Source organism: Kitasatospora sp. NPDC004745 (assembly GCF_042873275.1).
Taxonomy (GTDB): Bacteria; Actinomycetota; Actinomycetes; order Streptomycetales; family Streptomycetaceae; genus Kitasatospora.
The window spans coordinates 1-26,255 of sequence record NZ_JBIALK010000050.1 but is presented as its reverse complement, the minus strand read 5'-3'; the positions used below and the strand labels follow the sequence as shown (position 1 = coordinate 26,255).

The window sequence follows — 26,255 nt, the reverse complement described above, 5'->3', positions numbered from 1 at the left end:
GCCGATGCTCCGCATGGACTCCCTCCTCGGCGCCGCCGATGCACGCACCCCAACGACGCCCGCTGATCCGACGTGATCCGAAAGACACGCCCTAGACCCCGCGGGCAGGGCGCGCCGCCTCACGGCGTCACGGCGCGGTACGGCACGAAGCTGCTGGTGTGCTCGTCGACCGCCAGCGGCCGCCCGATGGCGGGCGCGGCGCGCTGCGGGCAGGCCGGGCGTTCGCAGACCTTGCAGCCCAGGCCGATCGGGGTCGCGGCGCTCTCGTCGGTGAGGTCGAGGCCGGTCGAGTAGACCAGCCGGGAGGCGTGCCGGATCTCGCAGCCGAGGCCGATGGCGAAGGTCTTGCCGGGCCGGCCCCAGCCCGCGGGCGAGCGGGTGACGGCCCGGGCCGTCCACAGGTAGCGCCGGCCGTCGGGCATCGCGGCGACCTGGACGTGCACCCGGCCGGGCGCCGCGAAGGCCTCGTAGACGTTCCACAGCGGGCAGGTGCCGCCGGTGCGGGAGAAGTGGAAGGGCGTCGCGGACTGCCGCTTCGAGACGTTCCCGGCCCGGTCGACCCGGACGAAGGAGAACGGCACCCCGCGCAGCCGCGGCCGCTGGAGGGTGCTGAGCCGGTGGCAGACGGTCTCGTAGCCGACCCCGAAGTGGTCGGCGAGGTGCTCGATGTCGTACCGGGCCGACTCCGCCTCGGCGTGGAAGGCGGCGTACGGCAGGACCAGCGCGGCGGCGAAGTAGTTGGCCAGGCCGATCCGGGTGAGCGACCAGGCGGTGGAGGCCTCCGGGCTGTCCTGGGCGGCCAGTTCGGACAGCAGCGGGTCGTGTTCCAGGTAGGCGAGCTGGGTGGCCATCCGGAAGGCCTGCTGGCCGGGGCGCAGCCGGTCCGACAGCCGCAGGATCCGGGCGTCCGGGTCGTACTGGTGGAGCTGCTCGCCGCCGGTGGCGATCCGTACGCCGTGCCCGCCGGCCAGTCGCTCTGCCAGCACCTCCCGCACGCCGCCGCGCCGCAGCCGGATCCCGGCCGCCAACTCCTCCGCGGCGATGTCGAGTTCGTGGACGTAGTTCTGGCGGCGGTAGAAGAACTCGCGGACCTGCTCGTGCGGCGTCAGCCCGTCGGGCGCCGGGCCGCGCTCCCCCGCGAGGACGGCGAGCTGCTCGGCGACGGCCCGGCGGCTGCGCCCCAGGTCCGTCAACAGCCTTGCCACGGAGGGCAGTCGGGCGGCCAGTTCGTCGAGGTCCCCGGCGGTGACCCGCCCGGCCGTGAGCTCCTCCCCCAGGGCGTCGCGGAGTTCCGCGGTGAGCCGGGCGCTGTCCGGTGGGGCGAAGTAGCCGACCTCGACGCCGAACGCCTCGGTGAGCCGCAGCAGGACGGGGACGGTGAGCGGGCGGGCGTCGTGCTCCAGCTGGTTGAGGTAGCTGGGCGACAGGTCGATCAGCCGGGCCGTCGCGGCCTGGCTGAGCCCGCGCTCCTCCCGCAGCCGGCGGAGCCGGGCGCCGGCGAAGGCCTTTCCCATGGTGCCGCTCTCCCTCCACGAACCCGCCCGCCGACCGGGTGGGGCGCGGACCGGGTGGGGGCAGCCTAGCCCGGGAGCCTCCGCCCGGGCCTTCGCAGACTTCGCGGATTCGCCGTGGAAGGTTCGCAGAACGTGGCACCCGTCCAGCGGTGACGGCCGCGGCGCGAGCTGCCAGAGTCGGTGGTGCGGCCGGGAGGCGCACAGGACAGCGGTGAACGGCCAGGTCAACCTGGCTCCCGCCGCTGTCCGGGCGACCACGTCCCGCGGTGTCACACCGCCGCCCGGCACCACCCGGCCGCCCACTCACCCCGTGCGGTGAGGTGCCTCACACCCTTCGCAACGAGCACTCTCGGGAGCAGACCATGACGACGTCCGTCCGGCAGCAGCAGGAGCAGCAGGCGGCGGCGCTGACCGCCCGGTGGGCGTCCGACCCGCGGTGGGCCGGCATCGAGCGCACCTACACGGCGGCCGACGTGGTGCGCCTGTCGGGCACCGTCCGCGAGGAGCACACGCTGGCCCGGCGCGGCGCCGAGCGCCTGTGGAAGCAGCTGCACGAGCAGGACTACGTCCACGCGCTCGGCGCGCTGACCGGCGGTCAGGCCGTGCAGATGGTGAAGGCCGGGCTGCAGGCGATCTACCTGTCCGGATGGCAGGTCGCGGCCGACGCCAACCAGGCCGGGCAGACCTACCCCGACCAGAGCCTCTACCCGGCCGACTCGGTGCCGCAGGTGGTGCGCAGGATCAACAACGCGCTGCTGCGCGCCGACGGGATCGACGCCGCCGAGGGCAACGACGGCCCGGACTGGCTGGTGCCGATCGTCGCCGACGCGGAGGCCGGGTTCGGCGGGCCGCTGAACGCCTTCGAGCTCACCAAGGGCATGATCGAGGCCGGCGCCGCCGGCATCCACTACGAGGACCAGCTCGCCTCCGAGAAGAAGTGCGGCCACCTCGGCGGCAAGGTGCTCGTGCCCACCGCCCAGCACGTCCGCACCCTCAACTCGGCCCGGCTGGCCGCGGACATCGCCGACGTGCCCACCGTCATCGTTGGCCGCACCGACGCCCTCGCCGCCAACCTGCTCACCAGCGACGTGGACGAGCGCGACGCCCGCTTCTGCACCGGCGAGCGGACCGCCGAGGGCTTCTACCGGGTCGAGCCCGGCATGGCGCCGGTGATCTCCCGCGGCCTCGCCTTCGCCCCGTACGCGGACCTCATCTGGGTGGAGACCGGCACCCCGGACCTCGCCCAGGCCCGCGAGTTCGCCGAGGCGCTCAAGGCCGAGTACCCGGACAAGATGCTGGCCTACAACTGCTCGCCCTCCTTCAACTGGAAGGCGGCCCTGGACGACGACCAGATCGCCAAGTTCCAGCGGGAGCTGGGCGCGATGGGCTACCGCTTCCAGTTCATCACGCTGGCCGGCTTCCACGCGCTCAACCACTCGATGTTTCAGCTCGCCCGCGGCTACGCCGAACACGGCATGACGGCCTACGTCGACCTGCAGGAGGCCGAGTTCGCGGCCGTGCCGGACGGCTACACCGCGGTCAAGCACCAGCGCGAGGTCGGCACCGGGTACTTCGACCTGGTGTCCACCGCGCTCAACCCGAACGCCGAGACCCTCGCGCTGACCGGCTCCACCGAGGCCGAGCAGTTCCACTGAGCCACCCCGGTGGTCCCGTTGGGGACGGGCCGCCTTCCACCCCCCGCCCGGGGCCTCGTTGAGGGACGAGGCCCCGGGCCCACCTTCCTGGAGAACCGGATGAGCCTGCCCAGCCGCATCGAGATCCTCGGCGCCCACGAGGACCGCTTCGAGGAGGTCCTCACCCCCGAGGCGCTCGCCTTCCTCGCCCGCCTGCACGACCGGTTCGCCGGCCGCCGCGCCGAACTGCTCGCCGAGCGCGGGCGCCGCGCCGCCGCGCTGGCCGCCGGCGGCACCCTGGACTTCCTCCCGGAGACCCGCGCCGTCCGCGAGGACCTCGGCTGGCGGGTGGCCGGCGCCGGGCCCGGCCTCGAAGACCGCCGGGTGGAGATCACCGGTCCGCCCGAGCGCCGGATGACCGTCAACGCGCTCAACTCCGGCGCGAAGGTGTGGCTGGCCGACTTCGAGGACGCCACCTCGCCCACCTGGCACAACCTGGTCTCCGGGCAGCTCAACCTGATCGACGCGATCGAGCGCCGGATCGACGAGACCACCCCCGACGGCCGGCGGTACCGGATCGGCGCCGCGCCCGCCACCATCGTGGTCCGCCCGCGCGGCTGGCACCTGGACGAGCAGCACCTGCTGATCGACGGCCGCCCCGCGGTCGGCGCCCTGGTCGACTTCGGCCTCTACCTCTTCCACTGCGGAAAGCGGCAGATCGAGCGCGGCAGCGGCCCCTACTTCTACCTGCCGAAGCTGGAGAACCACCTCGAAGCCCGGCTCTGGAACGACGTCTTCACCCTCGCCCAGGCCGAGTTGGGCATCCCGCACGGGACGGTCCGGGCCACCGTCCTGATCGAGACCATCACCGCCGCCTTCGAGATGGACGAGATCCTCCACGAACTGCGCGAGCACGCCGCCGGGTTGAACGCCGGCCGGTGGGACTACCTGTTCAGCCTGATCAAGAACTTCGCCCAGCACGGCCCGCGCTACGTCCTGCCCGACCGCGCCACCCTCACCATGACCCAGCCGTTCATGCGCGCCTACACCGACCTGCTGGTGCGCACCTGCCACCGGCGCGGCGCCCACGCCATCGGCGGCATGGCCGCCGCGATCCCCCAGCGCGACCCCGCCGCCAACGAGACGGCGCTGACCAAGGTCCGCGCCGACAAGGAGCGCGAGGCCGGGGACGGCTTCGACGGCTCCTGGGTCGCCCACCCCGGCCTGGTCGACACCTGCCGCACCGCCTTCGACGCCGTCCTCGGCGACCGCCCGAACCAGCTCGAACGCACCCGCGAGGACGTCGAGGTCAGCGCCGCCGACCTGCTCGGCGTCCAGCGGCTCACGGCCGGCCTGCCCACCGAACAGGGCCTGCGCTCCAACGTCGCCGTCGCCCTGCGCTACCTGGTCGCCTGGCTGAACGGCTCCGGCGCCGTCGCCGTGTTCGGGCTGATGGAGGACGTCGCCACCGCCGAGATCGCCCGCTGCCAGCTCTGGCAGTGGCAGCACCACTGCACCCGCCTCACCGGCGGCTCCCTCGCCACCCCCGACCTGGTGCGGCGGCTCATCGACCGGGAGCGCAGCACGCTGCTCGCCGAGGGCGCCGACCCGGCGCCGGTGGACGACGCCGTGCGGATCCTGGAGGAGGCCGCCCTCGGCGCCGAGCTGCCGCCCTTCCTCACCACCGACGCCTACGCCCGCCACCTCGTCCGAATCCGCACGGCGGCCTGAACCGCCCCAGCACGGAGGCACTGACATGAACGAGATCCGACGGGTCGCCGTGGTCGGCGCCGGGCAGATGGGCTCCGGCATCGCCGAGGTCCTCGCCCGCGCCGGGCTCGACACCATCGTCTGTGAGAACGGCCCGGCCGCACTGCGCGCCGCCCGCACCCGCATCGACCGCTCCCTGCACCGTGCCGTCGACCGCGGCCGGATCAGCGAGCAGCAGCGCACCGACGCCTGGGCGCACCTGCTGTTCGCCGACGACCTGGAGACCCTGGCCGACCGTCAGCTGGTCATCGAGGCGGTCGTCGAGCACGAGGACGTCAAGGCCGAGGTGCTCCGCACCCTGGACAAGGTCCTCGTCGACGAGGGCGCCGTCCTGGCCACCAACACCTCCGCCATCCCGGTCACCCGGCTGGGCATCACCACCGGGCGGGCCTCCCACGTCCTGGGCCTGCACTTCTTCAACCCGGCGCCGGTGATGCCGCTCGTCGAGCTGGTCACCTCCCTGCACACCGACCCCGCCGTGGTCGGCCGGGTGAAGGCCTTCGCCACGGACGTCCTCGGCAAGCGCGTCGTCCACTCCCGGGACCGCGCCGGCTTCGTCGTCAACGCCCTGCTGGTGCCCTACCTGCTCTCCGCGATCCGCATGGCCGAGGCCGGGCACGCCAGCCCCGAGGACATCGACGCCGGCATGGTGCACGGCTGCGCCCACCCCATGGGCCCCCTCGCCCTCGCCGACCTGATCGGCCTGGACACCGTCGAGGCGATCGCCCGCTCCATGTACGAGGAGTACAAGGAGCCGCTGTACGCGCCGCCGCCGCTGCTCTCCCGCATGGTCGAGGCCGGTCTGCTCGGCCGCAAGACCGGCCGCGGGTTCCACACCCATCGGGCCGCCTGACCGGCCCGCACGCCCACCGCCCCGGGAAACGCGCCGCCCGCGCGTCCCCGGGGCGTCCGGCCGTTCCGGAGCACCGGCTCGGCCGTCTCAGGAGGGCGGCATCCCGGCGGGCGCCCCGGCCGGGATCCCGGGGGCGGCCGGGGCCTCGAAGCGCACGGTGGGTTCGAAGTTGGCGCGGCGGGCAGCGCGGCGGAAGACGGTCAGGACGGCCGGGCCGACGACGAGGACGGCGGTGAAGGTGGTCACGGCGCGGCCGGTGTCCCAGCCGAGCGAGGTGGCCAGGTCGAACAGCAGGTAGCGGTGCCACTGCTCGGTGAAGGGCAGGCCCGGCAGGTAGGCGATGGAGCTGTTCGGGTCGGTGGAGAACGGCCAGAAGGAGAGGTTGAGCAGGAACCCGAACAGGTAGCCGGAGAAGGCCCCGTACGCGGCCAGCACCGGCACCTCCCAGCGTCGCCGGGCCCTCGGCAGCAGTCCGGCGAGCATGCCGACGAAGGCGCAGCCGAACATCTGGTACGGCATCCAGGGGCCGACCCCGCCGGTGAGCAGGGCGGAGGCGAACAGCGAGGTGCAGCCGAGGGTGAAGCCGAAGCCGGGGCCGAAGACCCGGCCGGCCAGGACGAGCACGAAGAACACCGTCTCCACGCCGGCCGTCCCGGCGCCGAGCGGGCGCAGCCCGGCGTTGACGGCGGACAGCACGCCGAGCATGGCGAGCGCCTTGGCGTCGATGCCGCCGGCCGAGATCTCGGCGATGACGACGGCGAGCACCAGCACGAGCAGGGCGCCGAAGATGAGCGGCGGCGCGTAGGCGGAGCCGAACGTTCCGGGGGCGACGACGAATGGCCAGGTGAAGGCGACCAGGCCGATGAAGGCGGCCAGGGCGATGACGATCCGGGCCCGGCCGGGGATCCGCAGGGCGGTCATCGGGCGGACTCCGCGGGTGCGAGCGCCTCGGCGACCTGACGTGTCGTCAGATAGGCTAGGGGTGCCAGGATCTTGGCGGTCTGGGGGGCGAAGGTGGGAGAGGCGACGATGACCTCAGCGGTCGGTCCGTCGGCGACGACCTCGCCCTCCGCCATCACCACGACGCGGTCGGCGGCGCGGGCGACGAACTCGACGTCGTGGGTGGAGACGACGACGGTCCGCCCCTCGGCGGCGAGGGCGTCCACGATGCCGGTGAGCGCCTCCTTCGCCTGGTAGTCCAGCCCCCGGGTGGGTTCGTCCAGCAGCACCACCCGCGGTGCGGCGGCCAGTTGGATCGCCAGGACGAGCGCCAGCTTCTGCCCCTCCGACAGGTCCCTGGGGTGGGTCTCGTCCGGGATCCCCGGGGCCAGGCGGTCGAGGATCCGCCGCGCGGTCGGCCCGCCCGCGCCGTCGGCTTCGAGGTCGCTCTGGGCGAGCTCCTGGGCGACCGTCTCCAGGTAGAGCAGGTCGGTGGGGGTCTGCGGGACGAGTCCGACCAACTGCCGGGCCCGGGCCGCGGACAGGCGCTTGGGGTCCTCGGCCTTCCCGCCCCCGGCTCCGGCGACCCGGACGCTGCCGCCCTGGCGGGGGCCGGAGCCCTGCAGGGCCCACAGGAGGGAGGACTTGCCGGAGCCGTTGCGGCCCATCAGCGCCGTCACCTCGCCCGCGCGCAGCCTCAGGTCGACCTCCCGCACGGCGGCCACCGGACCGTACCGGACGACGACCCCGCGGGCTTCCAGCACCGGCTCCCCCGCCACCGCTGCCCGGCGCGGCGGGGGAACCGGTCGATCGGTGAGCCGCTCGCGCAGCGGCGCGGCGGCTCGGCGGGCGTCCCGCACCGACAGCGGCAGCGGCCGCCAGCCGGCCAGTCGGCCGAGGTCGACGACGGGCGGCGCGATCGCCGTCGCCCGGAACACCTCGGCGGGCGGGCCGTGCACGACGGTGCCGTCGCCGGGCAGGTAGGCGACCCGGTCGGCGTACTGGACGACCCGCTCCAAGCGGTGCTCGGCGAGCAGGACGGTCACGCCGAGGTCGTGCACCAGCCGGGTGATCGCGGCGAGCACCTCCTCGGCGGCGGTCGGGTCCAGCGCGGAGGTCGGTTCGTCCAGCACCAGGACGCGCGGGTGCGCGGTGAGCACGGAGCCGATGGCGACGCGCTGCTGCTGCCCGCCGGACAGCTCGTACAGGGCGCGGTGGCGCAGGTCGGCCAGGCCGAGCAGGTCGAGGGTCTCCTCGACGCGTTTGCGCATGACCTCCGGCGGAATCGCCAACTGCTCCATGACGTACGCGAGTTCCTCCTCCACCGTGTCGGTGGTGAAGCCGGCCAGCGGATCCTGCCCGACCACACCGACCACGTCGGCGAGTTCGCGCGGCGGGTGGTGCGCGGTGTCCCGGCCGTCCACCGTGACCCGGCCGCGCAGGGTGCCGCCGGTGAAGTGCGGCACGAGACCGTTGACGGCGCCGAGCAGGGTGGACTTGCCGGCGCCGGTGCGCCCGACCACCAGGCAGAGCTCGCCCTCCGGGACGTGCAGGTCGACGTCGCGCAGGACGGGCTCGCTCCCGCCGTCGTACACCACGCCGACCTGGTCGAATCGGATCACGTGCTCACCTCGGGGGTCGTGCGGTCGGTACCGGTGCCGCGGGTGGTACCGGCCCCGCGCCGGTCGCCGGCCGGCTCGGGCGTCCGGCCGGGCGGCGGCGAGACGATCCCGGCGGCGCCCGCCAGCAGCAGGGCGAGCACCGGGACGAGCGGCAGCGTCGGCCAGGTCAGCGGGTAGAGGGAGGGGTTGAGGTCGGTGGCGTCGTAGCCCACCGTGGCGAACAGCAGGACGGCGGCCGTCACCCCGCAGCCGGCGACGCCCCATTCGGCGGCCCGCCACCGATCCGGCCGGTACGTGGTGCGCCGCACCCGCCGGCCGCCGAGCAGCAGGCCGGCCACACAGAGAACGGCACCCGCGAGGAAGGCCGGCAGCCCGAGCGCGGCGGGAGCCGTGCCGTCCAGGAGCCCGTACACCCCGGCGCACAGGCCGCACATGCCGAGCAGCATCAGGGCGCCGGTGAGCCGGCGGGAGCGGCGCGAGGCCGTGCCGGAGCGGCCGTAGCCGCGCGAGTCCATCGCCGCGGCCAGACTGAGCGAGCGTTCCAGCGCGTCCTCCAGGACGGGCACGACGATGCTGCGCAACGCGCGGACGCCCTTGGTCCGTCCGGCGCGCAGGCGCCGCGCCCGGGCGACGCGTTGGACGCTCTGCACCAGCTGCGGCGCGACGCTCAGCGAGACCGTCACGGCGACGCCCAGCTCGTAGAGGGCGCCCGGCAGCACCCGCAGGGCCCGCTTGGGGTTGGCGAGGGTGTTCGCCGCGCCGATGCAGCAGATCAGGCAGGCCAGCCGCAGCCCGTCGAAGGCCGCCGAGAGCGTCGCCTCCAGCGAGACCGGGCCGCCGATCTCGATGCCCGCGTACCAGGCGGGCGTGGGGATGTGCGGCAGCGAGAAGAGCAGGTGGTCGTGCGGGGTGATGCCGGTGGCGAAGACGCACCGGAAGACCACCCGGATCGCCACCACCGTCAGGGCCACCCACAGGTAGTAGGTGAACCCGCGGGCCCACGGGGCCTCGGTGCGGCGGGCGGTCACCACGTGGCCGAGCACGGCGAGGACGAGCAGGAGCAGCAGCGGGTTGGTGGTGCGGCTGGCCGCCGTCGCCAGGGCCAGCGCCCACGCCCACCACGCCAGCGGGTGCAGGTTCCGCGGGGCGCGCCGGCCGCCCGGGCCCGGCCCGCGGACGGCGGGCGGGGCCGCGACGCGTTCGTCGAGCACGGCCACGCGATCACTCGGCCCGTCGGCGGCGGCGCCGTGCGGTGACCACCGTCGCCACGCCCAGGGCCACGACGAGGACGGATCCGACCACGGCGGGGAGCATCGAGCCGGAGTCGTGCGGGGTGTCGGCCACCGGGTCGGCGTTCACCACGCCGCCGGGCACGGCGGGGGTGGCCGTCGGTGCGGCCACCGCGGGCTCCACGGCCGGCGGGGCCGACCGGTCGGTCGGGGTGTCCGTCGGTGCCGGGGTGGACGGCTCGACCGGCACCGGCGTGGCGGGCACCGGCACCGGCTCGGGCGCTCCCGGTGGGGTGATGCCGTCCTGCGGGGTACCGGCCGTGCCACCCGTCGGGGGTGCGGCGGGCGCGGGCGGGCGGCCCCCGCCCGCCGGGGGCCGGGCGGGGGCCGGGGCACGGCCGGTGCCGCCGGTCCCGCCGGTACCGCCGGTGGCCCCGGTGCTGCCCGAAGCCGCAGCGGCGCCGCCACCGCCGGTCGCACCGCCGGCACCCGTCGACCCGCCGCCGGAGCCGCCCGAGCCGCCCGAGCCGCCCGAGCCGCCCGCGGCACCGGAACCACCGCTCGACCCGCCCGCGGCGCCGCCGGAAGCACCCGCGGAGCCCTGGCCCGGGTCGGCCGGCTGCCCACCCGGGTCGGCGCTGTGCGCCCGGACGGTGTCCGGCGAGAAGCTCGGACGCCCCTCGGTGCCCTCGATGTCGGTGCCACCGAAGATCCACAGGTCGACGCTGCCCGGCTTCGGGTGGTGGCTCATCGCGCCGAGCTGGCTGTAGGACCACTCGTTCTGGCCCGGATCGGCGTGCCAGTACGACCAGTAGGCCGTGGCCGGCGGCGTGAGGACGCACTTCTCCTGGTCCGGGGTCGGGAACTGCTTGCCGTCCTGGTAGCCGCTGTAGCCGATCCGGCAGATGAACGCCGGGCCGTCGTGCCCGGTGCCGGCGGTCTTCCAGCCGCCCTGGTTGAGCAGGGCGTACCCGGTGGTGGGGGTGCTCCCGCAGGAGCGCAGCAGCGGGCCGCCCCACCTGCTGAAGTCCACGGCGAGCACGACGCCGGAGGTGGTGGTGCACTGGTCCATCGGCAACGGCGCCGCGGCGGCCGGGGCGGTGTCCACGGCGACGCCGCCGAGGGCGAGGGCGGCGGTCAGCGCCGTCGCCGCGAACAGCCGGCCGAGGCGGGCGCCCGGTCCCCCGGTCATCGGTGACGTCCAGGGGCCGCGGTCCGGCGCCGGCGGGCGACGAGGACGGCGGCGGCGCCGAGCGCGGTCAGCGCACCGGCCCCTGCCGTCAGCGTCAGCGCCTGGCTACCGGTGCCGGCCAGGCTGCCGGAGCCGGTCGACACCGGCACGCCCCCGGCCGGGGCGACACCGTCACCCGCCGGGGCGTCGACGCCTCCGGCCGGACGGACGGTCGGGCCGCCGCCGGCCGCGGGGGTGTCGGTGACCGGGGCCGGTGCGGTCGTGGTCGGCGAGCCTGTCGGGGTTCCGGCCGGGGTGCCGGTCGGCGTGCCCGTGGGCGTTCCCGTCGGGGTTCCGGTGGGCGTACCCGTGGGCGTGCCCGTCGGGGTTCCGGTGGGCGTGCCCGTCGGGGTTCCGGTGGGCGTCCCCGTGGGCGTACCCGTCGGCGTGCCCGTCGGCGTGCCCGTCGGCGTCCCCGTGGGAGTTCCGGTCGGCGTCCCCGTCGGCGTCGGCGTCGGTGTGCCCCCGAGGGGGCGGCTCAGCGTGCCGAAGGAGATCCCGGTGGCGCCGCCGACCACCTGGGTCGAGGCACGGACGTCCGAACCCTGCTGCCCGGCGGAGGCGACGTTGAACCCACCGTCGCCGTTCTGCTGACCGGCGAGGAAGTCGAGCGCCTTGGCGATCTGCGCACCGTAGTCGGCCTTGCGCAGCGTCATGCCCTGGACGGCCAGCGCGGCCGAGTTGGTCGAGTCGCCGGCCGCGCCGGGGAAGCCGCCGTCGGGCAACTGCCGCGCGGCGAGCCACCCGAGGCCCTTGTCGACCGCCTGCGCTGCGGCGTCGTCGCCGGGGACGAGCGCGAGGGCCATGGCGGCGATCGCCGTGCTGTCGACGTCGGAGTCGCCGGTGGCGGGGATCAGGCTCGGCCAGGAGCCGTCCGGGTGCTGGAGGCCCTTCAGGTAGGCGACCGCGGGGGCGGCGTTGGCGGCGTCCCCGGCGCGGAGCTGGGCCATGACGGCGAGCGCCTGGGAGAAGACGGAGGTGGCGTAGACGTAGTTCCCGGCGGCGTCGCAGCCCGTGTTGGCGTCGGCCTTGGTGCACACCATCGCGGCGAGGGCGGCGATCAGGTCGTGGCCGCCGAAGTTCCGCGGGTCACGGCCGACCACCTCGGCGAGCAGCGCCTCCTTGCCGATCGACCCGCCGCCGGCGTACTCGGTGCCGATCGCGGTCCAGTCGTCGACGGTGCGCTCGCTGGCGTCCTTGCCCCGCTGGTCCAGGAAGTCGACGATCCGGCGCAGCGCGGCGTCGTCGGTGCCGGTGGCGGCGAGCGCGTAGGCGCCGTCGATGGTGAGTCCGAAGTCGGCGAAGGCCGGGAAGCCCTCGTAGTAGTGACCGTCGATCAGGCGGGACGGGTCGGCGAGGTAGGCGGCGCCCCTGGCGACGTCCGGCGTCCGGCCCGCGGCGGGGACGGCCGCCCCGGCGAGCGAGACGGCGGGCCGGCCGACAAGCGCCGTGCCGCAGGCGGTGACCGCGAGTGCTGCGGCGGCCAGCAGGGACGTGGTGCCCCGGCTCCTGTGGCGCGTACGACTGCTGCTGACCCTCACCGGCGTCTCCCTGGTCGGTCGACGCGGGGCGCAACGGCGCAGCCGACGGCTGCCGGTGGAGCGCGTGGCCGTCGGAACTGCGTCGTAGTCCGCGACGACGCGAGTGCTCTCTGAACAGACCCCGGTTCAGGCATTCCGGCTCATCCGCCCTGGGCGGATCTACGGTTGCGGGTCAGCGCCGGAGTTGGACCGGCTTCCCCTGAGGACCGAGGTGAAAAACCGGTTCATCAGACCACGTCAGCGGAGTGGGAGTCAACGGCCTGTCAGATGGTCCGCTCACCCTGACGGGACGGGCCGCGCGGATCAGGACGGCCGGGCGCCTCCTGCCGCACCGCAGGGCGTGCCGGAGCTGCCGGCACCCCTCCCCGCGGGGTGCCGGCAGGTGCCTCCGGACGTCAGGGCGCCGTGATGCCCGGCTGGGCGCCGGCGCCGAAGGACCAGCCCTCGACGTCGCCGGGGGCCGGGTTGTAGCTGCCCGCGCCCAGGCTGCTGTACGACCAGGGCCCGCCGTGCTGGGCGTGCCAGTAGGACCAGTAGGCGCTGCCGGTCGGGTTGGTGCAGGTGGCCGGCAGCGCGTTGATCTTGCAGACGAAGCCGGGGAACCGCGGGTGGAAGGCGTACGTGAATCCGGCGCCGGTCAGCGCGGCGAGCCCGGTGGCCGGATCGCCGGGTGCGCAGCCGGTCTCGACGCCGCCGCCGACGGCGGTGAAGTCGACCACGACGGTGACGCCGGTGGTGCCGCTGCAGGCGGCCGCGTGGGCCGCGGGGGCCTGGACGGCGGAGGCGCCGAGCAGGCCGGCGGTGAGGGCCGCGGCCGCGGCGATCGAGCCGAGCGTGCGGCGGGCCGGTCTGGCCGGGGTGAGGGTGTCGGTCATCGGAACTCTCCTCGTGGGCTCAGGGATTCGGTGGCTGGCTCAGGAGTTCGGTGGCTCAGCGGGCGGCCGGCGCCGGGCAGGCCAGGGTCGGGGCGGCCGGACGCGCGCCGGCGGCGGAGAGGGTGGCCAGCGGGGTGCCGGCGAGGCCGAGCGCGGCCTGCGCGGTGGCCCGGGCGCCGTTGGCCGGGTTGAATCCGGTCGCGTCGTAGGCGACGGCGCCGCGGACCGCCGGGTCGGCGGAGCAGCCCTGCTGGAACTTCACCAGCCGGCTCCAGCCCTTGAGGCCGGCGCCGATGCGTCCGCCGGCCAGCAGCGCCTGGGTGGCCAGGCCCGTGGTGTTGGCGTTGGAGGCGGTCGCCCCGGCGGCCGCGAAGCCGCCGTCGGCGTTCTGGTGGGCGGTGAGCCAGCCGAGGCCGGCGTTCGCCTTGGCAGTGCGGCCGGTGGCGGCGAGGGCCTGGGCGGCCAGCGCGGTGGCGTCCGGGTCGCTGGTGCAGGTGGTCTGGCCGAAGGAGACCGGGTAACCGCCGTCCGCACACTGGCTGTTCGCCAGGAAGTCGACGGCCGCGGCGGGGGCGCCGCCGGGGGTGCGGTGCAGGGCGATCAGGGCGAGCGACTGGCCGAAGGCGTTGCTGTAGTCGCCCCACTGGGAGCGGTCGGAGAAGCGGCCCTCGGCGGTCTGCAGGGAGCGCAGCCGGGCCGGCAGGTCGACGCCTCCGAAGGCGGTCGGGTTCGCGCCGCGGACCTCGGCGGCGAGCAGCAGCTTGGCGGTGGCACCGGCGTAGGCCTCGGTGGTGCCGTCGCCGAGGTAGCCGCCGAGGATCTCGGGCTTGGCCAGCCAGGCGGTGGCCCGGGCGGCGGCCTCGTCGGAGCCGTGGGAGGCGGCGAAGGCCAGCACGGCGTCGACGGTCAGGCCCTGGTCGGGGTAGGCGGTGCCGTTGAACACGGACTCGAAGTGGTCGCCGTCGACGAGCTGGCGGGCCAGCCAGCCGCCCGCGGCGGCGTCGGGGCGGATCGTCGGGGCCGCGGTCGCGGCGGGTGCGGCGGCGGGCGCGGCCTGGGCGGCGGTGGCCGCCGGGAGCGCGGTGGCGAGGGCGAGGGCGGGTATCGCGAGCAGACCGAGAGTGCGGCGGAGGGCGGGCATGGCTGCCTTTCCGGGCCTGGACGCAGGGGCCCGGAGGGCGCCGGCGGCACGCCGGGCAGCCCTCGGAGCTCCGGCCCGCAGACCACGACGGGAGGAGGGGGTGACACACCTCCGCCGCCGGGTACTCGGGCTCGCCGCCGACGGGACGTCGGCGGCCTACCGTTGCGGGTCAGCGCCGGATTCGAACCGGACTTCCCCCGTCGGCGGAGTCACAACATGACGGCCCATCATGGCGAAGACGCGAAGATCCGGTCAAGGGACGGTGCGCCACGTCACGGTTCCGGCACCGGAACACGGCACCGCGGGCCGCGCGCAAGGTGCCGGAACCGTACGGGTCAGCGGTGGCGGAACTCCGGCAGGCGCTTCTCGGCGAAGGCGGCCATGCCCTCCTTCTGGTCGGCCGTCGCGAACGTCGCGTGGAACAGCCGCCGTTCGAAGCGCACGCCCTCGGCCAGGGTGGTCTCGAAGGCGCGGTTGACGCTCTCCTTGAGCATCGCCACCGCCGGGGCGGACATCGCCGCGACGGCCTCGGCGGTGGCCAGCGCCTCGGTCAGCAGCTGGTCCGCGGGGACGATCCGGGAGACCAGGCCGGCCCGCTCGGCCTCCTCGGCGCCCATCATCCGGCCGGTCAGGCACAGCTCCATCGCCTTGGCCTTGCCGACGGCCCGGGTGAGCCGCTGCGAGCCGCCGATGCCCGGGATCACCCCGAGCTTGATCTCCGGCTGCCCGAACTTCGCGGTGTCGGCCGCCAGCAGGACGTCGCAGAGCATCGCCAGCTCGCAGCCGCCGCCCAGCGCGTACCCGGCGACGGCCGCCACGACCGGCTTGCCCAGGGCTCCGAAGCGGTCCCACGCGGCGAACCAGTCGCCGAGGTAGGCGTCCACGAAGTCCAGGGACTGCATCTCCTTGATGTCGGCGCCGGCCGCGAAGGCCTTCTCCGAGCCGGTGACCACCAGCGCGCCGACCTCCCGGTCGCGGTCGAACTCCTCCGCGGCCGCCACGACTTCGTTCATCAGCGTGGTGTTGAGGGCGTTCAGCGCCTTGGGGCGGTCGAGCGTGATCACGCCCACCCGGCCCCTGCGCTCGACCAGGATCGTCTCGAACGTCATGCGTCGTCCTTCCTGAGGGGTCGTGATGATGGCCGAGAAGTCCAGCCCGGCGCCCGCCTCCTCGGCGAATGCCGCGTACAACTCGGCTGCCCTGCCGCCCAGTTCGGCGGGGACGTCGGAGGCTGTCGCCGCGGCGGCCGCGAGTCCGAGGTCCTTGGCCATCAGGGCGGCGGCGAAGCCTCCGGCGTACCCGCGGTTGGCCGGGCTGGCCGGGACGGGCCCGGGGACGGGGCAGTTGCTGGTCAGTGCCCAGCACTGCCCGGAGGCGGCGGAGGCCACGTCGAACAGGGCCTGGTGGCTGAGCCCGAGGCTCTCCCCGAGCACAAAGGCCTCGCTGACCGCGATCATCGAGATGCCGAGGATCATGTTGTTGCAGATCTTCGCGGCCTGCCCCGCCCCGGACGTCCCGCAGTGCACGACCCGGCGGCCCATGGCGGCGAGCACCGGCTCGGCCTCGGCGAAGTCGGGCCCGTCCGCGCCGACCATGAAGGTCAGGCTCGCGGCCTCGGCGCCGGGCACGCCGCCGGAGACCGGCGCGTCGACGGCCCGGTGCCCCGCGACCCGGGCGAGGTCGGCGGCGACCCGGGCGTCCCCGACCGCGATGGTGGAGCAGTCGACGAACAGCGCTCCCGCTGCCGCCTCCGTCAACTCGCCGTAGGAATCGAGGACATGGCGTCCGGTCGGCAGCATGGTGAGCACCACCTCGGCCTCGCCGACCGCTTCGGCGGCGGAAACCGCGATCTTCACTCCCCGGGCCGCAGCCCGTTCCCGGGCCTCCGCCGAGAGGTCGTAGCCGGTCACCCGGTGTCCGGCGGCGACGAGGTTGGCGGCCATCGGGCCGCCCATGTTGCCCAGTCCGACGAATCCGATGCGGTGGGTCACCAGCGCTCCAGGGGTGTGGTGGCGGCGAGGCCGAGTTCTCCGTCGCCGAGCGGGGCGAAGTAGCGGGCCACGGTGGCGGGTTCGACGGCTCCCAGGGAGGCCGGCGTCCAGCGCGGTGACCGGTCCTTGTCGATCACCTGGGCCCGGATCCCCTCGGCGAGGTCCGGAGTGGCGAGCGCCGCGCAGGAGGTCCGGTACTCCTGGTCGAGCACGGCCTCCAGCGGGCCCAGGGCGCGGGCCCGGCGCAGGGCCGCCAGGGTGGCCTTGACCGCCGTCGGGGAGTTGGCGGCGATGCGCTCGGCGGCCTTCTCGGCCTCGGGTTCACCGCTGTCGCCCAGCCGCGCGAGGATCTCCTCGACGGTGCCCGCCGCGTAGCAGCTGTCGATCCACGCCCGCCGGCCGTCCAGCAGACCGGCCGGCGTGGGCTCGACATGCCGTTCCAGGGCCTCGTGGACGGGCAGTTCGGCGAGGTCGTCGAGCAGCACGGGCAGCCGCTCGGCGGGGACGTAGTGGTCGGCGAGCCCGCAGAGCAGCGCGTCGGCGGCACCGACGGAGCCCGCGGTGAGGGCGAGGTGGGTGCCCAGCTCGCCCGGCGCGAGGGCGAGCAGGTAGGTGCCGCCGACGTCGGGGACGAAGCCGATGCCGGCCTCCGGCATGGCGACGCGCGTGTTCCCGGTGACGATCCGGACGCTCCCGTGGGCGGAGACGCCGACGCCGCGGCTTCCCTGACACCGCGGACCTGCCGTCGACCATATAGTCGGACGTCCTAGTAAGTCCAGGTCCCGTGACGAACCGTCACCGCGCCCTCCCCCGACCGGCGCAGGACGACGCGCAGCCCGCCCCCCGTGCGGGGAGCGGGCTGCGGGTCGGCGGCGCGGGCGCTACCGGGCGGCGACGGCCTGGGCCGGGGCCTTCACCGCGGCGGGCTCGGGCTCGAGCACGCGCTTGGCGAGCTCGCCGAAGACCAGCCCGAAGGAGGTCCACAGCACGAGCTGGATGGCGAGCGCCGCGAGGCGGAACTGCCAGAGCAGGGTGGCCGGGAACTCCTCGGGCACCTCGTTGATCACCGGCAGGAGGGCGTAGGCCAGGCCGACGGCGACGACGAAGCCGCCCCCGGCCGCGACCGCGGCGTACCAGTTGCCCAGGCGCGGGGCCAGCCGCTTGCCGATGATGACCGCCGCGACCGCGAGCAGGACGCTGAGCACCATCATCAGGAAGTACAGGACGGTGCGCTTGCCGATGGTGTCGGGGTTGCCGATGGACGGCGGGTTGGCCGGGTACTTGAGGAACGGCACCACGTACACGGTCACCAGCGCGGCGAGCGAGACGACCAGCGCCGTCGCCCGGGCGCCGAAGCGGCCGATCCGCCCGAGGGCGAAGCAGTACGCGAGGGCGGCGATGCCGCCCATGGCCACGGCGAACAGCAGGATGCCGGTGGCCAGACCCGCCGTGGACTGCAGGGAGCGGCTGACCACCTCCATGCCGTGCTCGGCGGAGTGCGCCTCCTCGAACTCGATGGCGGCGTCCACCTTGGACTCACCGAGCAGGTAGGCGGTGACGAGCGCGAGAACGCCGGCCGCGAGGCCGGCGATCATCCCGCGCACGAGCAGGGTTCTGACGGTTGCGGAGTTCACTGTGCGGTCTTCCCCGTCCTCAGTGGCAGGGGAAGCCGAGCAGGTGACGACCGTCGTGCACCCATTCGTGGACGTCCTCGCCGGAGATCAGCGAGGTGGCACCCTGCTCGGCACCGACGAAGTAGATCGCCAGCAGCATCAGGACACCGAAGAAGACCGCCCAGGGCAGGACGGCCCGGACGGGAATGGTGGCGAGGCCACCCTCCTCGGGAGAGGAAATCGGGGAAGCGACGGACGAAGCCATGGCTGGGAACCTCCTGGGGGAAAGTACGCGTCCCGGTCGTTGGAGCATCGACGACGGCTCGGGGTCTGACTCACCCGGCCCGCGCACCCCGGGGGGAGCGCACGGAACCGTTCCGGCATACAGTGGCGCGACCGTGCCGGAGTCTCACCGGCTTCCTCGCACCGTCGTCACATCGCCGAGGACCGTACCGCCTGGTGACGGACCGGCCAAGGGCGTGCGTGGGGCGCGAATTCCGGCCACGTACGCCCCGCACCGGCGGGTGGCCCGAAACCGACTGCCAGGCAGAGGAGTTGGCGTTCACCGTGGAGCGGAGCGGCAGGCGATGACGGTACGAGTGACCTTGGTCTCACCCGCGATGAGCAGCGCGGTCCGCGAGGCGCGGTTCGACGACGACGCACCCCTGGACGCCTCCGGACTCGCCGCCGCCCGGTCCGCGGCGGGCACCCTGCCGGCGCCGGGCACGGCCCTCAGCTCGCCGTCGGCGCGCTGCCGGCAGACCGCCGCCGCCCTCGGCCTCACCGCCGCCCCGCACGAGGCGCTGCGCGGCTGCGCCATGGGCTCCTGGCGCGGGCTGCGCCTGGACGAGGTCGCCGCCGAGCGCCCCGAGCAGGTCGCCGCCTGGCTGGCCGACCCCGCTGCCGCCCCGCACGGCGGGGAGTCGCTGCAGCAGCTGGGCGGGCGTGTCGGCGGATGGCTCGACGGCCTGGCCGCGGAGAGCGGCCGGGTGGTGGCCGTGGTGGAACCGGACGTGGTCCGGGCGGCCGTGGTGCACGCCCTCGATCTGCCCGCGCCGGTGTTCTGGCGCCTCGACGTCCCGCCGCTGGCGTTCACGGTGATCACCGGACGCGCCGGGCGGTGGAACCTGCGGCTGGGCGGGGCGACGGCCGGGGGCTGACCGGGGCCGGCCGAGCCGTCGGATGAGCCCGGGGACGCGGGGACGCAGGGACGCGGGCACGCGGGGCGCGGTGGTGGGACGGGGGCGCACCGGGGCCGCCTCACCACCCCTCGCACTCCTGTGCGCCCGATGGAGCGTGACCGTGGGGCTGGGCGGGCGGGCGGTGCTCTGGGACCGTGTGGGCTCCGAGGACGGCAGGCGGGGACGGGGGGCGCGGGATGGCACGCGGCTGGCTGGTGACGGGGTGTTCGTCCGGGCTGGGACGGGCGGTGGCGGAGGCCGCGGCCGCCGCCGGGGACACGGTGATCGCGGGCGTCCGCAGACCGGAGGCGCTGGCGGACCTGGCCGACAGGTACCCGGACCGGATCGTGCCGGTCGTCCTGGACGTCCGGGAGCCGGCGCACTGCGAGGCCGCCGTCGGCGCCGCGGTGGAGCTGCTCGACGGGCTGGACGTCCTGGTCAACAACGCCGGCAACGGCCTGTTCGGCGCGGTGGAGGAGGTCGGCGACGCGGAACTTCGGGACCAGCTGGAGACGCTGGTCGTCGGCCCGTGGCGGCTGGCCCGGCTCGCCCTGCCGGTGATGCGCGGCCAGGGCGGCGGCCACATCGTCAACGTCTCCTCACTGGCCGGGCGGATGGCCTTCCCCGGGCTCGCCGCGTACGTCACCGGCAAGTACGCGCTGGAGGGCATGACGCAGGCCCTGGCCGTCGAGGCGGCGCCGTTCGGGATCCGGGTCACCGCGGTGGAGCCCGGCGGCTACGCCACCCGTTACGGCTCCTCGCTCACCGACGCCGCCGACCGCTCCGCGCACTACCGCGAGCTCACCGAGCCGATGCGCGACCAGCTCCGGGTGCTCGCCGAACTCCCCGGCGTCGGGCGGCCCGAGGACTTCGCGCGGCTGCTGCTGCGGATCGTCGCCGAGCCCGGCCCGCTGCCGGTGCGGATACCCGTCGGCCCGGACAGCCTCGCGTTCGTGTCGGCGGCCGGGGAGGCCGCGGCGGCCGAGCTCGAGGCGGTCCGGACACTGCTGCGGGAGCCGTCGGCGCCGCACTGAACCGGCGCCGCACTGAGCCGGCGCGAGGCCGGGTGCCCATCGGGTGCGGGTGTCGGCCCGTGCCGGTCAGTGGCCGCCCTTGGGCTCGGTGCAGCCGCCCTCCAGGTAGGGCCCGTGGGCCTCGATCGTGGGGGGCGTGGTGAGCACCCCGGTCACGCACGGGCCGGCCTCCGGGATCCAGAGCGAGAAGCCGAGGGAGCCGCCGTCGGTGGACACGTTGGTCTCCTCGGCCCGGTAGCCCAGGGCCTCCAGCAGCGCCCGCAGGCCGGCCCGGTCGAGGCCGGCCGTCCGTCCGTCACGCCGGAGGGCGTCCGCGATCCGGGCCCGGTGCGCCTCGCCCCGGCACCTGCCGTCGGCGAGCAGCGTCGCGGTCGTCCTGAAGCCGTGGTTCTCCGCGTACTTGTCGGCCCAGGGGTCGCGCGCTCCGGTGGGCGGGGCGATCGGCGTGGGCAGCGGGGTGGCGGCCACGCCCGCGCACTCCGCCGCGACCTGCGGGAAGAGCCGGTCGTGCCGGGCCCGGGCCTCCGCCGGACCGGGCGGCGGGGTGGGGGCGGGCGAGGGCGTCCCGGTGGCGGTCCCGCCGGCGGCGGAGGCCACGGAGGAGGCGGTCACGGAGGTGGCCGCGTTCCCGGGCGAGCCGCCCGCGTGCACCGAGCCGCACGCGGCCGATGCCAACGCCACGGCCACCGCCGCCGCGCCCGTCCCGAACCGGACTCCCGCCCCTGCGCGCCGCATCGGCGTTCCCCCTCGCCCCTCGGTCTCCCCGGCCGGGCCGTGCGTCCGCACACCGGCCGGGTCGATTGTCGTACACCGCCGCCGCGGGGTCTCCTGCGGGTCAGCCCGCGAAGGCGCCCGCGGGCCCGAACGCCAGGTCGGCGAAGTGCTCGGCGATCCGGCGGTGGCCGGCCGGGTCGGGGTGCAGCCCGTCGGGCAGCGGGTGCTCGTCGTGGTCGGCCCGGCCGTAGAGCGAACGACCGTCCAGGTAGTGGAGGTTGGGATCGGCACCCGCCTCGGTGCGGGCTGCGGCGAGACGGGCGAGCTCGGTGCGGATCACCTCGAGCGTCAGGCGGCCCGCGGCGGTCTCTGCCGGGTCGCCGGTGGCCCGGAAGCGCAGCGTGCCGGTGCTGAAGTCCGGGGCCAGCGGGCCCGGGGTCTCCTCGTGGGTCGGGCAGAACACCGGCGAGACCAGCAGCAGCGGGGTGGTCGGGTGGCCCTCGCGGACGGTGTCGAGGAAGCCGTGGACGGCGGGGCCGAAGGCGCGCAGCCGCATCGCGTCGGCGTTGACGAGGTTGATGCCGATCTTGAGGCTGATCAGGTCGGCGGGGGTGTCGCGGATGGCCCGGGCGGTGAACGGGTCGAGCAGGGCGCCGCCGCCGAAGCCGAGGTTGACCAGGTCGACTCCGGCCCCGGCCGCCACCATGGCGGGCCAGGTGCCGGTCGGGTGGGCGGCGTTGGAGCCGTGGCTGATCGAACTGCCGTGGTGCAGCCAGCGCCGCCGGGTGGTCTCCGGCTCCGGGGTGACGGGGGCGTCGGTGTCCAGGGCGATCAGTTCGGTGGTCTCGGTGTGCGGCAGCCAGATCTCGACGGTCTTGTCACGACCGGGCAGACCGGTGAACTCGGCGGCGCCGGGCGGGCCCTGGCGCAGCTCCACGCGGCCGGTGGCCAGGTCGACGGTGCGCAGGTTCCCGCCGGCGGCGGTGGCCTGGGCCGCGAGGCGACCGTCCACGAGGAGGTCGTACACGCCGTCCGGCGGGGTCGGCACGCCCGGGTAGGCGCGCTTGGTCGGGACGGTGTGCAGGGTGATCGCGGTGGCGCGGGTGCGGAACACCAGCCGGACGCCGGAGGGCTGGGACTCGGCCATCGCGAGCTGGTCGTCGGGGATCTGCCGGCGGGCCCGGGCGGGCAGGCGGTGCGGCAGCAGCCCGCGCCCGGTGTGCTCGACGTCGAGGTGGCCGCGGAGCAGCTCCTCGGTGACGGGGGTCGTGGTGGTGGCGGTGGTGCGGGGGGCGCTCATGGCCGTTTCCTCGGTGCTGTTCACGGGCCCGGCGCTCACGGGGCGTCAGGCGTTCGGGTGGGCGGGGCGTTCACCGCGTCCCGGGGCTCGCCGGATCCCGACGCTCGCCGGATCCGGCGTTCACGGGATCCGGCTCACGGGGTCCGCGGGGCGCCGCCCGAGCGCAGCAGGGCGTCGAGGGAGTCGATGATCCAGTCCCAGGACTGCTGCGCGTCGACGGCGGTGTGGCTGAATCCGCCGGCCGCCTCGAGGCTGATGTAGCCGTGGAAGACGCTGCCGAGCATGCGCACGGCGTGGGTCTGCTCGGGTTCGGCGAGGTCGTAACCGCGCAGCAGCGCCCGGGCCATCTGGGCGTGCCGGACACCGGCGCTGGCGGCGGCGGTCGCGGCGTCCAGGCGCAACCGGGTGGCGTCGTAGCGGCCGGGGTGCCGGGCCGCGTAGTCGCGGTAGGCGTCGGCGAAGGCCGCGAGGGCGTCCCGGCCGGCCCGGCCGGCGAGGGCGTCGGCGACGAGGTCGGCCAGCTCCTCGAGCGCGTACAGGGCGATCCGGGTCTTGAGGTCCTGGGAGCTCTTGAGGTGCGAGTAGAGGCTGGCGGTCTGGACGGAGAAGCGCCGGGCCAGGGCCGCGACGGTCACCTGCTCGAAGCCGACCTCGTCGGCGAGCTCCGCGCCCGCGACGACCAACCGCTGTGTGCTGAGTCCTGCTCGTGCCATGGCGTTCCTCCCGTACCGGCTGAACCCAGTATGGAATTACCTACACCATTTAGGCAAATGGCTTCGCCGCGCCAAGCCGCCGGCCTTCCACCGGATGTCGGTGGTGGCGGGCGACGGGCCGCGGCGACCACCGGCGCCCGCAGGCCGCCGCGGCGGGCCGGGCCGCCCTCAACCCGCCAGGATCACCGTCTCCGCCGGGCCGGAGAAGCCGGGCTGCTGCGCCGGGGCGCCGCTGGCGGCCAGCCGGCGGTGCTCCTGCGGGCTGATGCCGCGCACCCGCTTGAACGCCGCGGACAGGGCGAAGGCGTTGCTGTAGCCGACCTTGCGGGCCGCGAAGGCGATGGTGCACTCGGGTTCGCGCAGCAGGTCGGCGGCGACGGCCAGGCGCCAGCCCGCCAGGTAGGCCATGGGCGGTTCGCCGACCAGGGCGGTGAACCGGCGGGCCAGACCCGCCCGCGAGACCCCGACCTTCTGCGCCAGGTCGGCGACCGTCCAGGCGGTGGCGGGGTCGTCGTGCATCAGCCGCAGCACCGGCCCGACCACCGGGTCGTGCTGGGCCCGGTACCAGGCGGGGGCGCCGGAATCGGGGGCGGCGAGCCAGGCCCGCAGGACGGAGACGACCAGGAGGTCGAGGATGCGGTCCAGGACGAGCTCCTGGCCGGGCTCGTTGCGCCCTATCTCGGCGGAGAGCAGGTGGACCAGGGTGTCGTCCGCGCCGGTGCCGACCGGCCGGACCAGCAGCGCGGGCAGGCAGCCGAGCAGGCGCTGGCCGATCTCGTGCTCGGCCTGGTAGGTGCCGGACAGCACCACCGAGGAGGCCTGGTCGCCCTCCCGGCCCTGTCCCCAGGTGCGGACGCCCAGCGACATCACCTCGGAGACGTCCACCCCGTCGCGGGTGCAGACCTGGCCCGGCCCGACGATCACGTCCACCGGGGTGTCGGGGTCGTCCGCCACGGTGTACGGCTCCGGGCCGCGCACGATGGCCACGTCACCCGGGTGCAGCAGCAGGGGCGTGCCGCGCTCGGGCAGGATCCAGGCTTCGCCGCGGACCATCGTCACCACCGACAGCGGCGCCCGGTCCTCGATCCGCAGCGACCACGGCGGGGTGAGGATCGAGCGCAGCAGGAACGCGCCGCGGGCCTTGGGCCCGTCGAGGAGACCTGTCAGAGTGTCCATGCCGCCAAGTGTAGACGGCAGGACATTATTTGACGGCTCGTCATTTGAGAGAGTCTTGAGCGATCGAGGTGGCCCGGGCGCCCCGGATGCCGGATGATCGGTACACGGGGGACGGACCGACAAGCAGATGCAGTGCAGAGACAGTGAGGGGCTACGAAGATGGAACTGGCACGCACACTCGTACTGGTGGCGGCCACCGTCACCTGCGGCCTGACCGCCGGGCTGTTCTACGCCTACTCGTGCTCGGTCATGCCCGCGCTCGCGCGGGTCGAGGACCGCACGTTCATCGAGGTGATGCAGCGTGTCAACGTGGCGATCCTGAACGGCTGGTTCGTCCTCGGATTCGTCGGCGCCCTCCTCACCACCGGGGCCGCGGTCGCCCTGCACCTGCCCTCGGACGGCCACCACGCGCTGCCCGCCACGGTGGCCGCGCTCGTCCTGTACGTGGCGGCGATCGGCGTCACCCGTTCGGTGAACATCCCGCTGAACGACGAGCTCGAAGCGGCCGGCGACCCCCGGCGGATCGCCGACCCGGCCGCCGTCCGCAGCCGCTTCGAGGCCCGCTGGGCGCGCTTCAACGTGCTGCGCACCCTGCTGTGCACCGCCGCACTGGCCTGCCTCGGCTGGGCGCTGATCCTGCACGGCCAGGCCTGACGCACCCGTCGCACGCGGCGCCGGCCCGGGACTCCGTCCGCCCGGGCCGGCGCCGCGTCGTGCCGTGTGCCCCGGCGGTGATGCGCCGGGCACCGTGACCGTCCGCCGCCACCCGCCGCGTGCCGCACTGAACCTGTCTCCCGCCACCCACCTCCCGCCGGGCTCAGCCGCAGAGGGTGGCGAAGCCGTAGCCGCGGGCCTTCAGGGTGGACAGGATGTCCGGCAGCGCGGCCGCGGTCTGGCTGCGGTCCCCGCCCCCGTCGTGCAGCAGGATCACCGAGCCCGGGCGGACGGTGCCCAGCACCCGCGAGCGGATGGCCGCCGCGCCCGGCCGGGACCAGTCCGCCGGGTCCACCGACCAGAGCACCACCTGCTTGCCGAGCGCGGCCGCCCGCGAGCGCACCGTGCCGTTGACCGCGCCGTACGGCGGGCGCAGGCAGCTCGGGGTGCGGCCGGTCTGCGCCCGGATCGCCTTGTCGGTGTCGGCCACCTGGGCGCTGACGGCCGCCCCGGAGAGCCTGCGCAGGTCCGGGTGCGACCAGGAGTGGTTCTGCACGCTGTGGCCCTGCCGGGCGACCTGCCGGGTGAGCCCCGGGTTGGCGGCGACGTTCTGCCCGATCTCGAAGAAGGTCGCGCGCACGCCGTAGCGCGAGAGGATCCCGAGGATCCTCGGGGTGTAGGCGGGGCTGGGGCCGTCGTCGAAGGTCAGGTACACGACCCTGCCGCCCTGTCCGCCCGCCGCCTCCGCCGGGGCGGCCGGCACCGCGACCGCCGCCGCGGCCGTCAGGGCGGCGGCGAGCACGCCGACCGCCGTCCGGACTCGTCCAACTGCCGTGCGCCTGCCGGTACGTGCTGCCATGCCCGCCCCCTGCCGTCGGAACTCCGCTGCCTGCCTGCGTGCAGTCTGCGCCCGACCGGCGCACCGGCGCGACCGCCCGGGGGCGGATCCGGCCAGCCGACCGACGGGTCGACCGGCCGGCGGGCACGGCGCACCCGCGGCGCGCGGCACGACCGACGGGCCCCGGCGCGCGCCGCACCGCCCCCGGTGCGGCGCGTGCCACCGGGGGCGGTGCGGCGGGCCCTGCCCGGGGCGGGGCCTTCCGGCCCCGACCCCCTGACAGGACACGGTCGTTCAGCGCTCGGAACGCCCGTGCAGGACCAGCGCCCGGGCCAGCGCACCCAGCCCCGCCGTGCAGAGCAGCGTGCGGACCATGTTGGTGGCCACCCAGGTGCCCTCGAACTTGGCGCGCACCGCGGCGAAGTCGCTGATCTGCGACGGGTCACCGGCCGCCGCGAGCTGGTTGTTGAGCGGGATGTTGACGCCCATCGTCACCATCAGCGCCACCACGTACAGCAGGGTGGCCGCGCCCGCCCACAGCGCCGCCTGGCGCCGGCCGGCCTTGTGCTGCAGCCAGGCCGCCACGCCCGTCGCCACGAAGGCGCCGACGAAGACCAGGCCGAACATGCCGTTCTCGATCGACTTGTTGATGTGCTGCATCGCCGTCACGTACGTCCGGTCGTCGCCGGCCG

The 26,255-nt window shown here is 75.2% G+C and carries 22 protein-coding genes, 3 pseudogenes and 3 riboswitches; of the genes and pseudogenes, 6 read left to right on the top strand and 19 right to left on the bottom strand.

The window, feature by feature from the left end:
• Positions 1–119 precede the first annotated feature (119 nt).
• Complete coding sequence (locus tag ACFYUY_RS39320; RefSeq protein ID WP_387908204.1) at positions 120–1,514, bottom strand: short-chain fatty acyl-CoA regulator family protein; 1,395 nt, start codon at positions 1,512–1,514, stop codon at positions 120–122.
• Positions 1,515–1,876: 362 nt separating this feature from the next.
• Here ACFYUY_RS39320 and aceA point away from each other — a divergent pair, with 362 nt between their 5' ends.
• The 3 genes from aceA to ACFYUY_RS39305 all read left to right on the top strand — a co-directional run bounded on the left by aceA (position 1,877) and on the right by ACFYUY_RS39305 (position 5,771).
• The gene (gene aceA / locus ACFYUY_RS39315; protein ID WP_387908202.1) at positions 1,877–3,169 is read left to right on the top strand and encodes an isocitrate lyase; all 1,293 of its coding nucleotides are present in this window, start codon (positions 1,877–1,879) and stop codon (positions 3,167–3,169) included.
• A gap of 99 nt (positions 3,170–3,268) precedes the next feature.
• Positions 3,269–4,879 (top strand): malate synthase A, encoded by a 1,611-nt coding sequence (gene aceB / locus ACFYUY_RS39310; protein WP_387908201.1) that lies wholly within the window; start codon positions 3,269–3,271, stop codon positions 4,877–4,879.
• A 25-nt stretch (positions 4,880–4,904) separates the two neighbouring features.
• On the top strand, positions 4,905–5,771 hold the full coding sequence (locus ACFYUY_RS39305; protein ID WP_387908198.1) for a 3-hydroxybutyryl-CoA dehydrogenase: 867 nt from the start codon (positions 4,905–4,907) through the stop codon (positions 5,769–5,771).
• An 87-nt stretch (positions 5,772–5,858) separates the two neighbouring features.
• On the opposite strand, the gene ACFYUY_RS39300 is transcribed toward ACFYUY_RS39305, so the two are convergent.
• The 12 genes and pseudogenes from ACFYUY_RS39300 to ACFYUY_RS39245 all read right to left on the bottom strand — a co-directional run bounded on the left by ACFYUY_RS39300 (position 5,859) and on the right by ACFYUY_RS39245 (position 18,218).
• A complete protein-coding gene (locus ACFYUY_RS39300) occupies positions 5,859–6,692 on the bottom strand; it encodes an ECF transporter S component (RefSeq protein WP_387908196.1) in 834 nt (277 codons plus the stop codon).
• Positions 6,689–8,332, bottom strand: coding sequence for an ABC transporter ATP-binding protein (locus tag ACFYUY_RS39295; protein WP_387908193.1), 1,644 nt, complete (start codon positions 8,330–8,332; stop codon positions 6,689–6,691). The genes ACFYUY_RS39300 and ACFYUY_RS39295 overlap by 4 nt, the downstream gene beginning before the upstream one ends.
• Positions 8,329–9,549, bottom strand: a complete 1,221-nt coding sequence (locus ACFYUY_RS39290; protein ID WP_387908191.1) for a CbiQ family ECF transporter T component — start codon at positions 9,547–9,549, stop codon at positions 8,329–8,331. Before ACFYUY_RS39290 ends, ACFYUY_RS39295 begins: the two co-directional genes overlap by 4 nt.
• Before the next feature lie 640 nt (positions 9,550–10,189).
• Positions 10,190–10,753 (bottom strand): annotated as a pseudogene (locus tag ACFYUY_RS39285) (hypothetical protein); the annotation flags it as partial.
• Positions 10,750–12,333 carry a prenyltransferase/squalene oxidase repeat-containing protein gene (locus tag ACFYUY_RS39280; protein WP_387908189.1) on the bottom strand — a complete coding sequence of 528 codons (1,584 nt, stop codon included), beginning with the start codon at positions 12,331–12,333 and terminating at the stop codon, positions 10,750–10,752. The pseudogene ACFYUY_RS39285 and the gene ACFYUY_RS39280, both read right to left, overlap by 4 nt.
• Before the next feature lie 107 nt (positions 12,334–12,440).
• Positions 12,441–12,570: riboswitch (cobalamin riboswitch) on the bottom strand.
• 158 nt (positions 12,571–12,728) lie between these two features.
• Entirely contained in the window at positions 12,729–13,208 is a 480-nt protein-coding gene (locus ACFYUY_RS39275; protein WP_387908186.1) for a flagellar hook-length control protein FliK, read from the bottom strand.
• A 55-nt stretch (positions 13,209–13,263) separates the two neighbouring features.
• Positions 13,264–14,349 (bottom strand): peptidase, encoded by a 1,086-nt coding sequence (locus ACFYUY_RS39270; protein ID WP_387908185.1) that lies wholly within the window; start codon positions 14,347–14,349, stop codon positions 13,264–13,266.
• A gap of 98 nt (positions 14,350–14,447) precedes the next feature.
• A riboswitch (cobalamin riboswitch) is annotated at positions 14,448–14,588 on the bottom strand.
• Between the two features lie 96 nt (positions 14,589–14,684).
• On the bottom strand, positions 14,685–15,458 hold the full coding sequence (locus tag ACFYUY_RS39265; RefSeq protein ID WP_387908206.1) for an enoyl-CoA hydratase: 774 nt from the start codon (positions 15,456–15,458) through the stop codon (positions 14,685–14,687).
• 81 nt (positions 15,459–15,539) lie between these two features.
• A pseudogene (mmsB, locus tag ACFYUY_RS39260) lies at positions 15,540–16,340 on the bottom strand (3-hydroxyisobutyrate dehydrogenase); the annotation flags it as partial.
• Positions 16,337–17,056: pseudogene (locus ACFYUY_RS39255) on the bottom strand (enoyl-CoA hydratase/isomerase family protein); the annotation flags it as partial. The pseudogenes mmsB and ACFYUY_RS39255, both read right to left, overlap by 4 nt.
• Before the next feature lie 165 nt (positions 17,057–17,221).
• The gene (locus ACFYUY_RS39250; RefSeq protein ID WP_360217200.1) at positions 17,222–17,974 is read right to left on the bottom strand and encodes a CbtA family protein; all 753 of its coding nucleotides are present in this window, start codon (positions 17,972–17,974) and stop codon (positions 17,222–17,224) included.
• Between the two features lie 19 nt (positions 17,975–17,993).
• Entirely contained in the window at positions 17,994–18,218 is a 225-nt protein-coding gene (locus tag ACFYUY_RS39245; RefSeq protein WP_360217197.1) for a CbtB-domain containing protein, read from the bottom strand.
• Between the two features lie 63 nt (positions 18,219–18,281).
• Positions 18,282–18,374: riboswitch (cobalamin riboswitch) on the bottom strand.
• A gap of 166 nt (positions 18,375–18,540) precedes the next feature.
• Between ACFYUY_RS39245 and ACFYUY_RS39240 the strand changes: the two genes are divergently transcribed.
• Both ACFYUY_RS39240 and ACFYUY_RS39235 read left to right on the top strand, forming a co-directional pair.
• Positions 18,541–19,113 carry a histidine phosphatase family protein gene (locus tag ACFYUY_RS39240; protein WP_360217194.1) on the top strand — a complete coding sequence of 191 codons (573 nt, stop codon included), beginning with the start codon at positions 18,541–18,543 and terminating at the stop codon, positions 19,111–19,113.
• Positions 19,114–19,331: 218 nt separating this feature from the next.
• The gene (locus tag ACFYUY_RS39235) at positions 19,332–20,168 is read left to right on the top strand and encodes an SDR family oxidoreductase (RefSeq protein WP_360217191.1); all 837 of its coding nucleotides are present in this window, start codon (positions 19,332–19,334) and stop codon (positions 20,166–20,168) included.
• Positions 20,169–20,234: 66 nt separating this feature from the next.
• Here ACFYUY_RS39235 and ACFYUY_RS39230 read toward each other — a convergent pair whose 3' ends face one another.
• The 4 genes from ACFYUY_RS39230 to ACFYUY_RS39215 form a co-directional block, all read right to left on the bottom strand.
• Positions 20,235–20,849: a hypothetical protein gene (locus ACFYUY_RS39230; RefSeq protein WP_387908181.1), complete on the bottom strand. Its 615-nt coding sequence runs from the start codon at positions 20,847–20,849 to the stop codon at positions 20,235–20,237.
• Positions 20,850–21,003: 154 nt separating this feature from the next.
• Positions 21,004–22,182 carry a GDSL-type esterase/lipase family protein gene (locus tag ACFYUY_RS39225; protein WP_387908180.1) on the bottom strand — a complete coding sequence of 393 codons (1,179 nt, stop codon included), beginning with the start codon at positions 22,180–22,182 and terminating at the stop codon, positions 21,004–21,006.
• Positions 22,183–22,316: 134 nt separating this feature from the next.
• Positions 22,317–22,895 (bottom strand): TetR/AcrR family transcriptional regulator, encoded by a 579-nt coding sequence (locus tag ACFYUY_RS39220; protein ID WP_387908177.1) that lies wholly within the window; start codon positions 22,893–22,895, stop codon positions 22,317–22,319.
• Between the two features lie 168 nt (positions 22,896–23,063).
• Positions 23,064–24,071, bottom strand: a complete 1,008-nt coding sequence (locus tag ACFYUY_RS39215; protein ID WP_360217180.1) for an AraC family transcriptional regulator — start codon at positions 24,069–24,071, stop codon at positions 23,064–23,066.
• Between the two features lie 159 nt (positions 24,072–24,230).
• On the opposite strand from ACFYUY_RS39215, the gene ACFYUY_RS39210 reads away from it, so the two are divergent.
• Complete coding sequence (locus tag ACFYUY_RS39210) at positions 24,231–24,725, top strand: DUF1772 domain-containing protein (protein ID WP_387908175.1); 495 nt, start codon at positions 24,231–24,233, stop codon at positions 24,723–24,725.
• Positions 24,726–24,888: 163 nt separating this feature from the next.
• On the opposite strand, the gene ACFYUY_RS39205 is transcribed toward ACFYUY_RS39210, so the two are convergent.
• Both ACFYUY_RS39205 and ACFYUY_RS39200 read right to left on the bottom strand, forming a co-directional pair.
• Positions 24,889–25,584, bottom strand: a complete 696-nt coding sequence (locus tag ACFYUY_RS39205; protein WP_387908173.1) for a polysaccharide deacetylase family protein — start codon at positions 25,582–25,584, stop codon at positions 24,889–24,891.
• Between the two features lie 273 nt (positions 25,585–25,857).
• Positions 25,858–26,255: DUF1772 domain-containing protein (locus ACFYUY_RS39200; protein ID WP_387908170.1), on the bottom strand; the 398-nt coding region annotated here is incomplete at its 5' end.

Bases quoted from the DNA above. Each gene is read 5' to 3' on its own strand.
- ACFYUY_RS39215 (WP_360217180.1), bottom strand. From the start codon at position 24,071: ATGGACACTCTGACAGGTCTCCTCGACGGGCCCAAGGCCCGCGGCGCG.
- ACFYUY_RS39305 (WP_387908198.1), top strand. From the start codon at position 4,905: ATGAACGAGATCCGACGGGTCGCCGTGGTCGGCGCCGGGCAGATGGGC.
- ACFYUY_RS39320 (WP_387908204.1), bottom strand. From the start codon at position 1,514: ATGGGAAAGGCCTTCGCCGGCGCCCGGCTCCGCCGGCTGCGGGAGGAG.
- aceA (WP_387908202.1), top strand. From the start codon at position 1,877: ATGACGACGTCCGTCCGGCAGCAGCAGGAGCAGCAGGCGGCGGCGCTG.
- ACFYUY_RS39270 (WP_387908185.1), bottom strand. From the start codon at position 14,349: ATGCCCGCCCTCCGCCGCACTCTCGGTCTGCTCGCGATACCCGCCCTC.
- ACFYUY_RS39235 (WP_360217191.1), top strand. From the start codon at position 19,332: ATGGCACGCGGCTGGCTGGTGACGGGGTGTTCGTCCGGGCTGGGACGG.
- ACFYUY_RS39225 (WP_387908180.1), bottom strand. From the start codon at position 22,182: ATGAGCGCCCCCCGCACCACCGCCACCACCACGACCCCCGTCACCGAG.
- ACFYUY_RS39300 (WP_387908196.1), bottom strand. From the start codon at position 6,692: ATGACCGCCCTGCGGATCCCCGGCCGGGCCCGGATCGTCATCGCCCTG.
- ACFYUY_RS39265 (WP_387908206.1), bottom strand. From the start codon at position 15,458: ATGACGTTCGAGACGATCCTGGTCGAGCGCAGGGGCCGGGTGGGCGTG.
- ACFYUY_RS39220 (WP_387908177.1), bottom strand. From the start codon at position 22,895: ATGGCACGAGCAGGACTCAGCACACAGCGGTTGGTCGTCGCGGGCGCG.
- ACFYUY_RS39205 (WP_387908173.1), bottom strand. From the start codon at position 25,584: ATGGCAGCACGTACCGGCAGGCGCACGGCAGTTGGACGAGTCCGGACG.
- aceB (WP_387908201.1), top strand. From the start codon at position 3,269: ATGAGCCTGCCCAGCCGCATCGAGATCCTCGGCGCCCACGAGGACCGC.
- ACFYUY_RS39245 (WP_360217197.1), bottom strand. From the start codon at position 18,218: ATGGCTTCGTCCGTCGCTTCCCCGATTTCCTCTCCCGAGGAGGGTGGC.
- ACFYUY_RS39240 (WP_360217194.1), top strand. From the start codon at position 18,541: ATGACGGTACGAGTGACCTTGGTCTCACCCGCGATGAGCAGCGCGGTC.
- ACFYUY_RS39210 (WP_387908175.1), top strand. From the start codon at position 24,231: ATGGAACTGGCACGCACACTCGTACTGGTGGCGGCCACCGTCACCTGC.
- ACFYUY_RS39275 (WP_387908186.1), bottom strand. From the start codon at position 13,208: ATGACCGACACCCTCACCCCGGCCAGACCGGCCCGCCGCACGCTCGGC.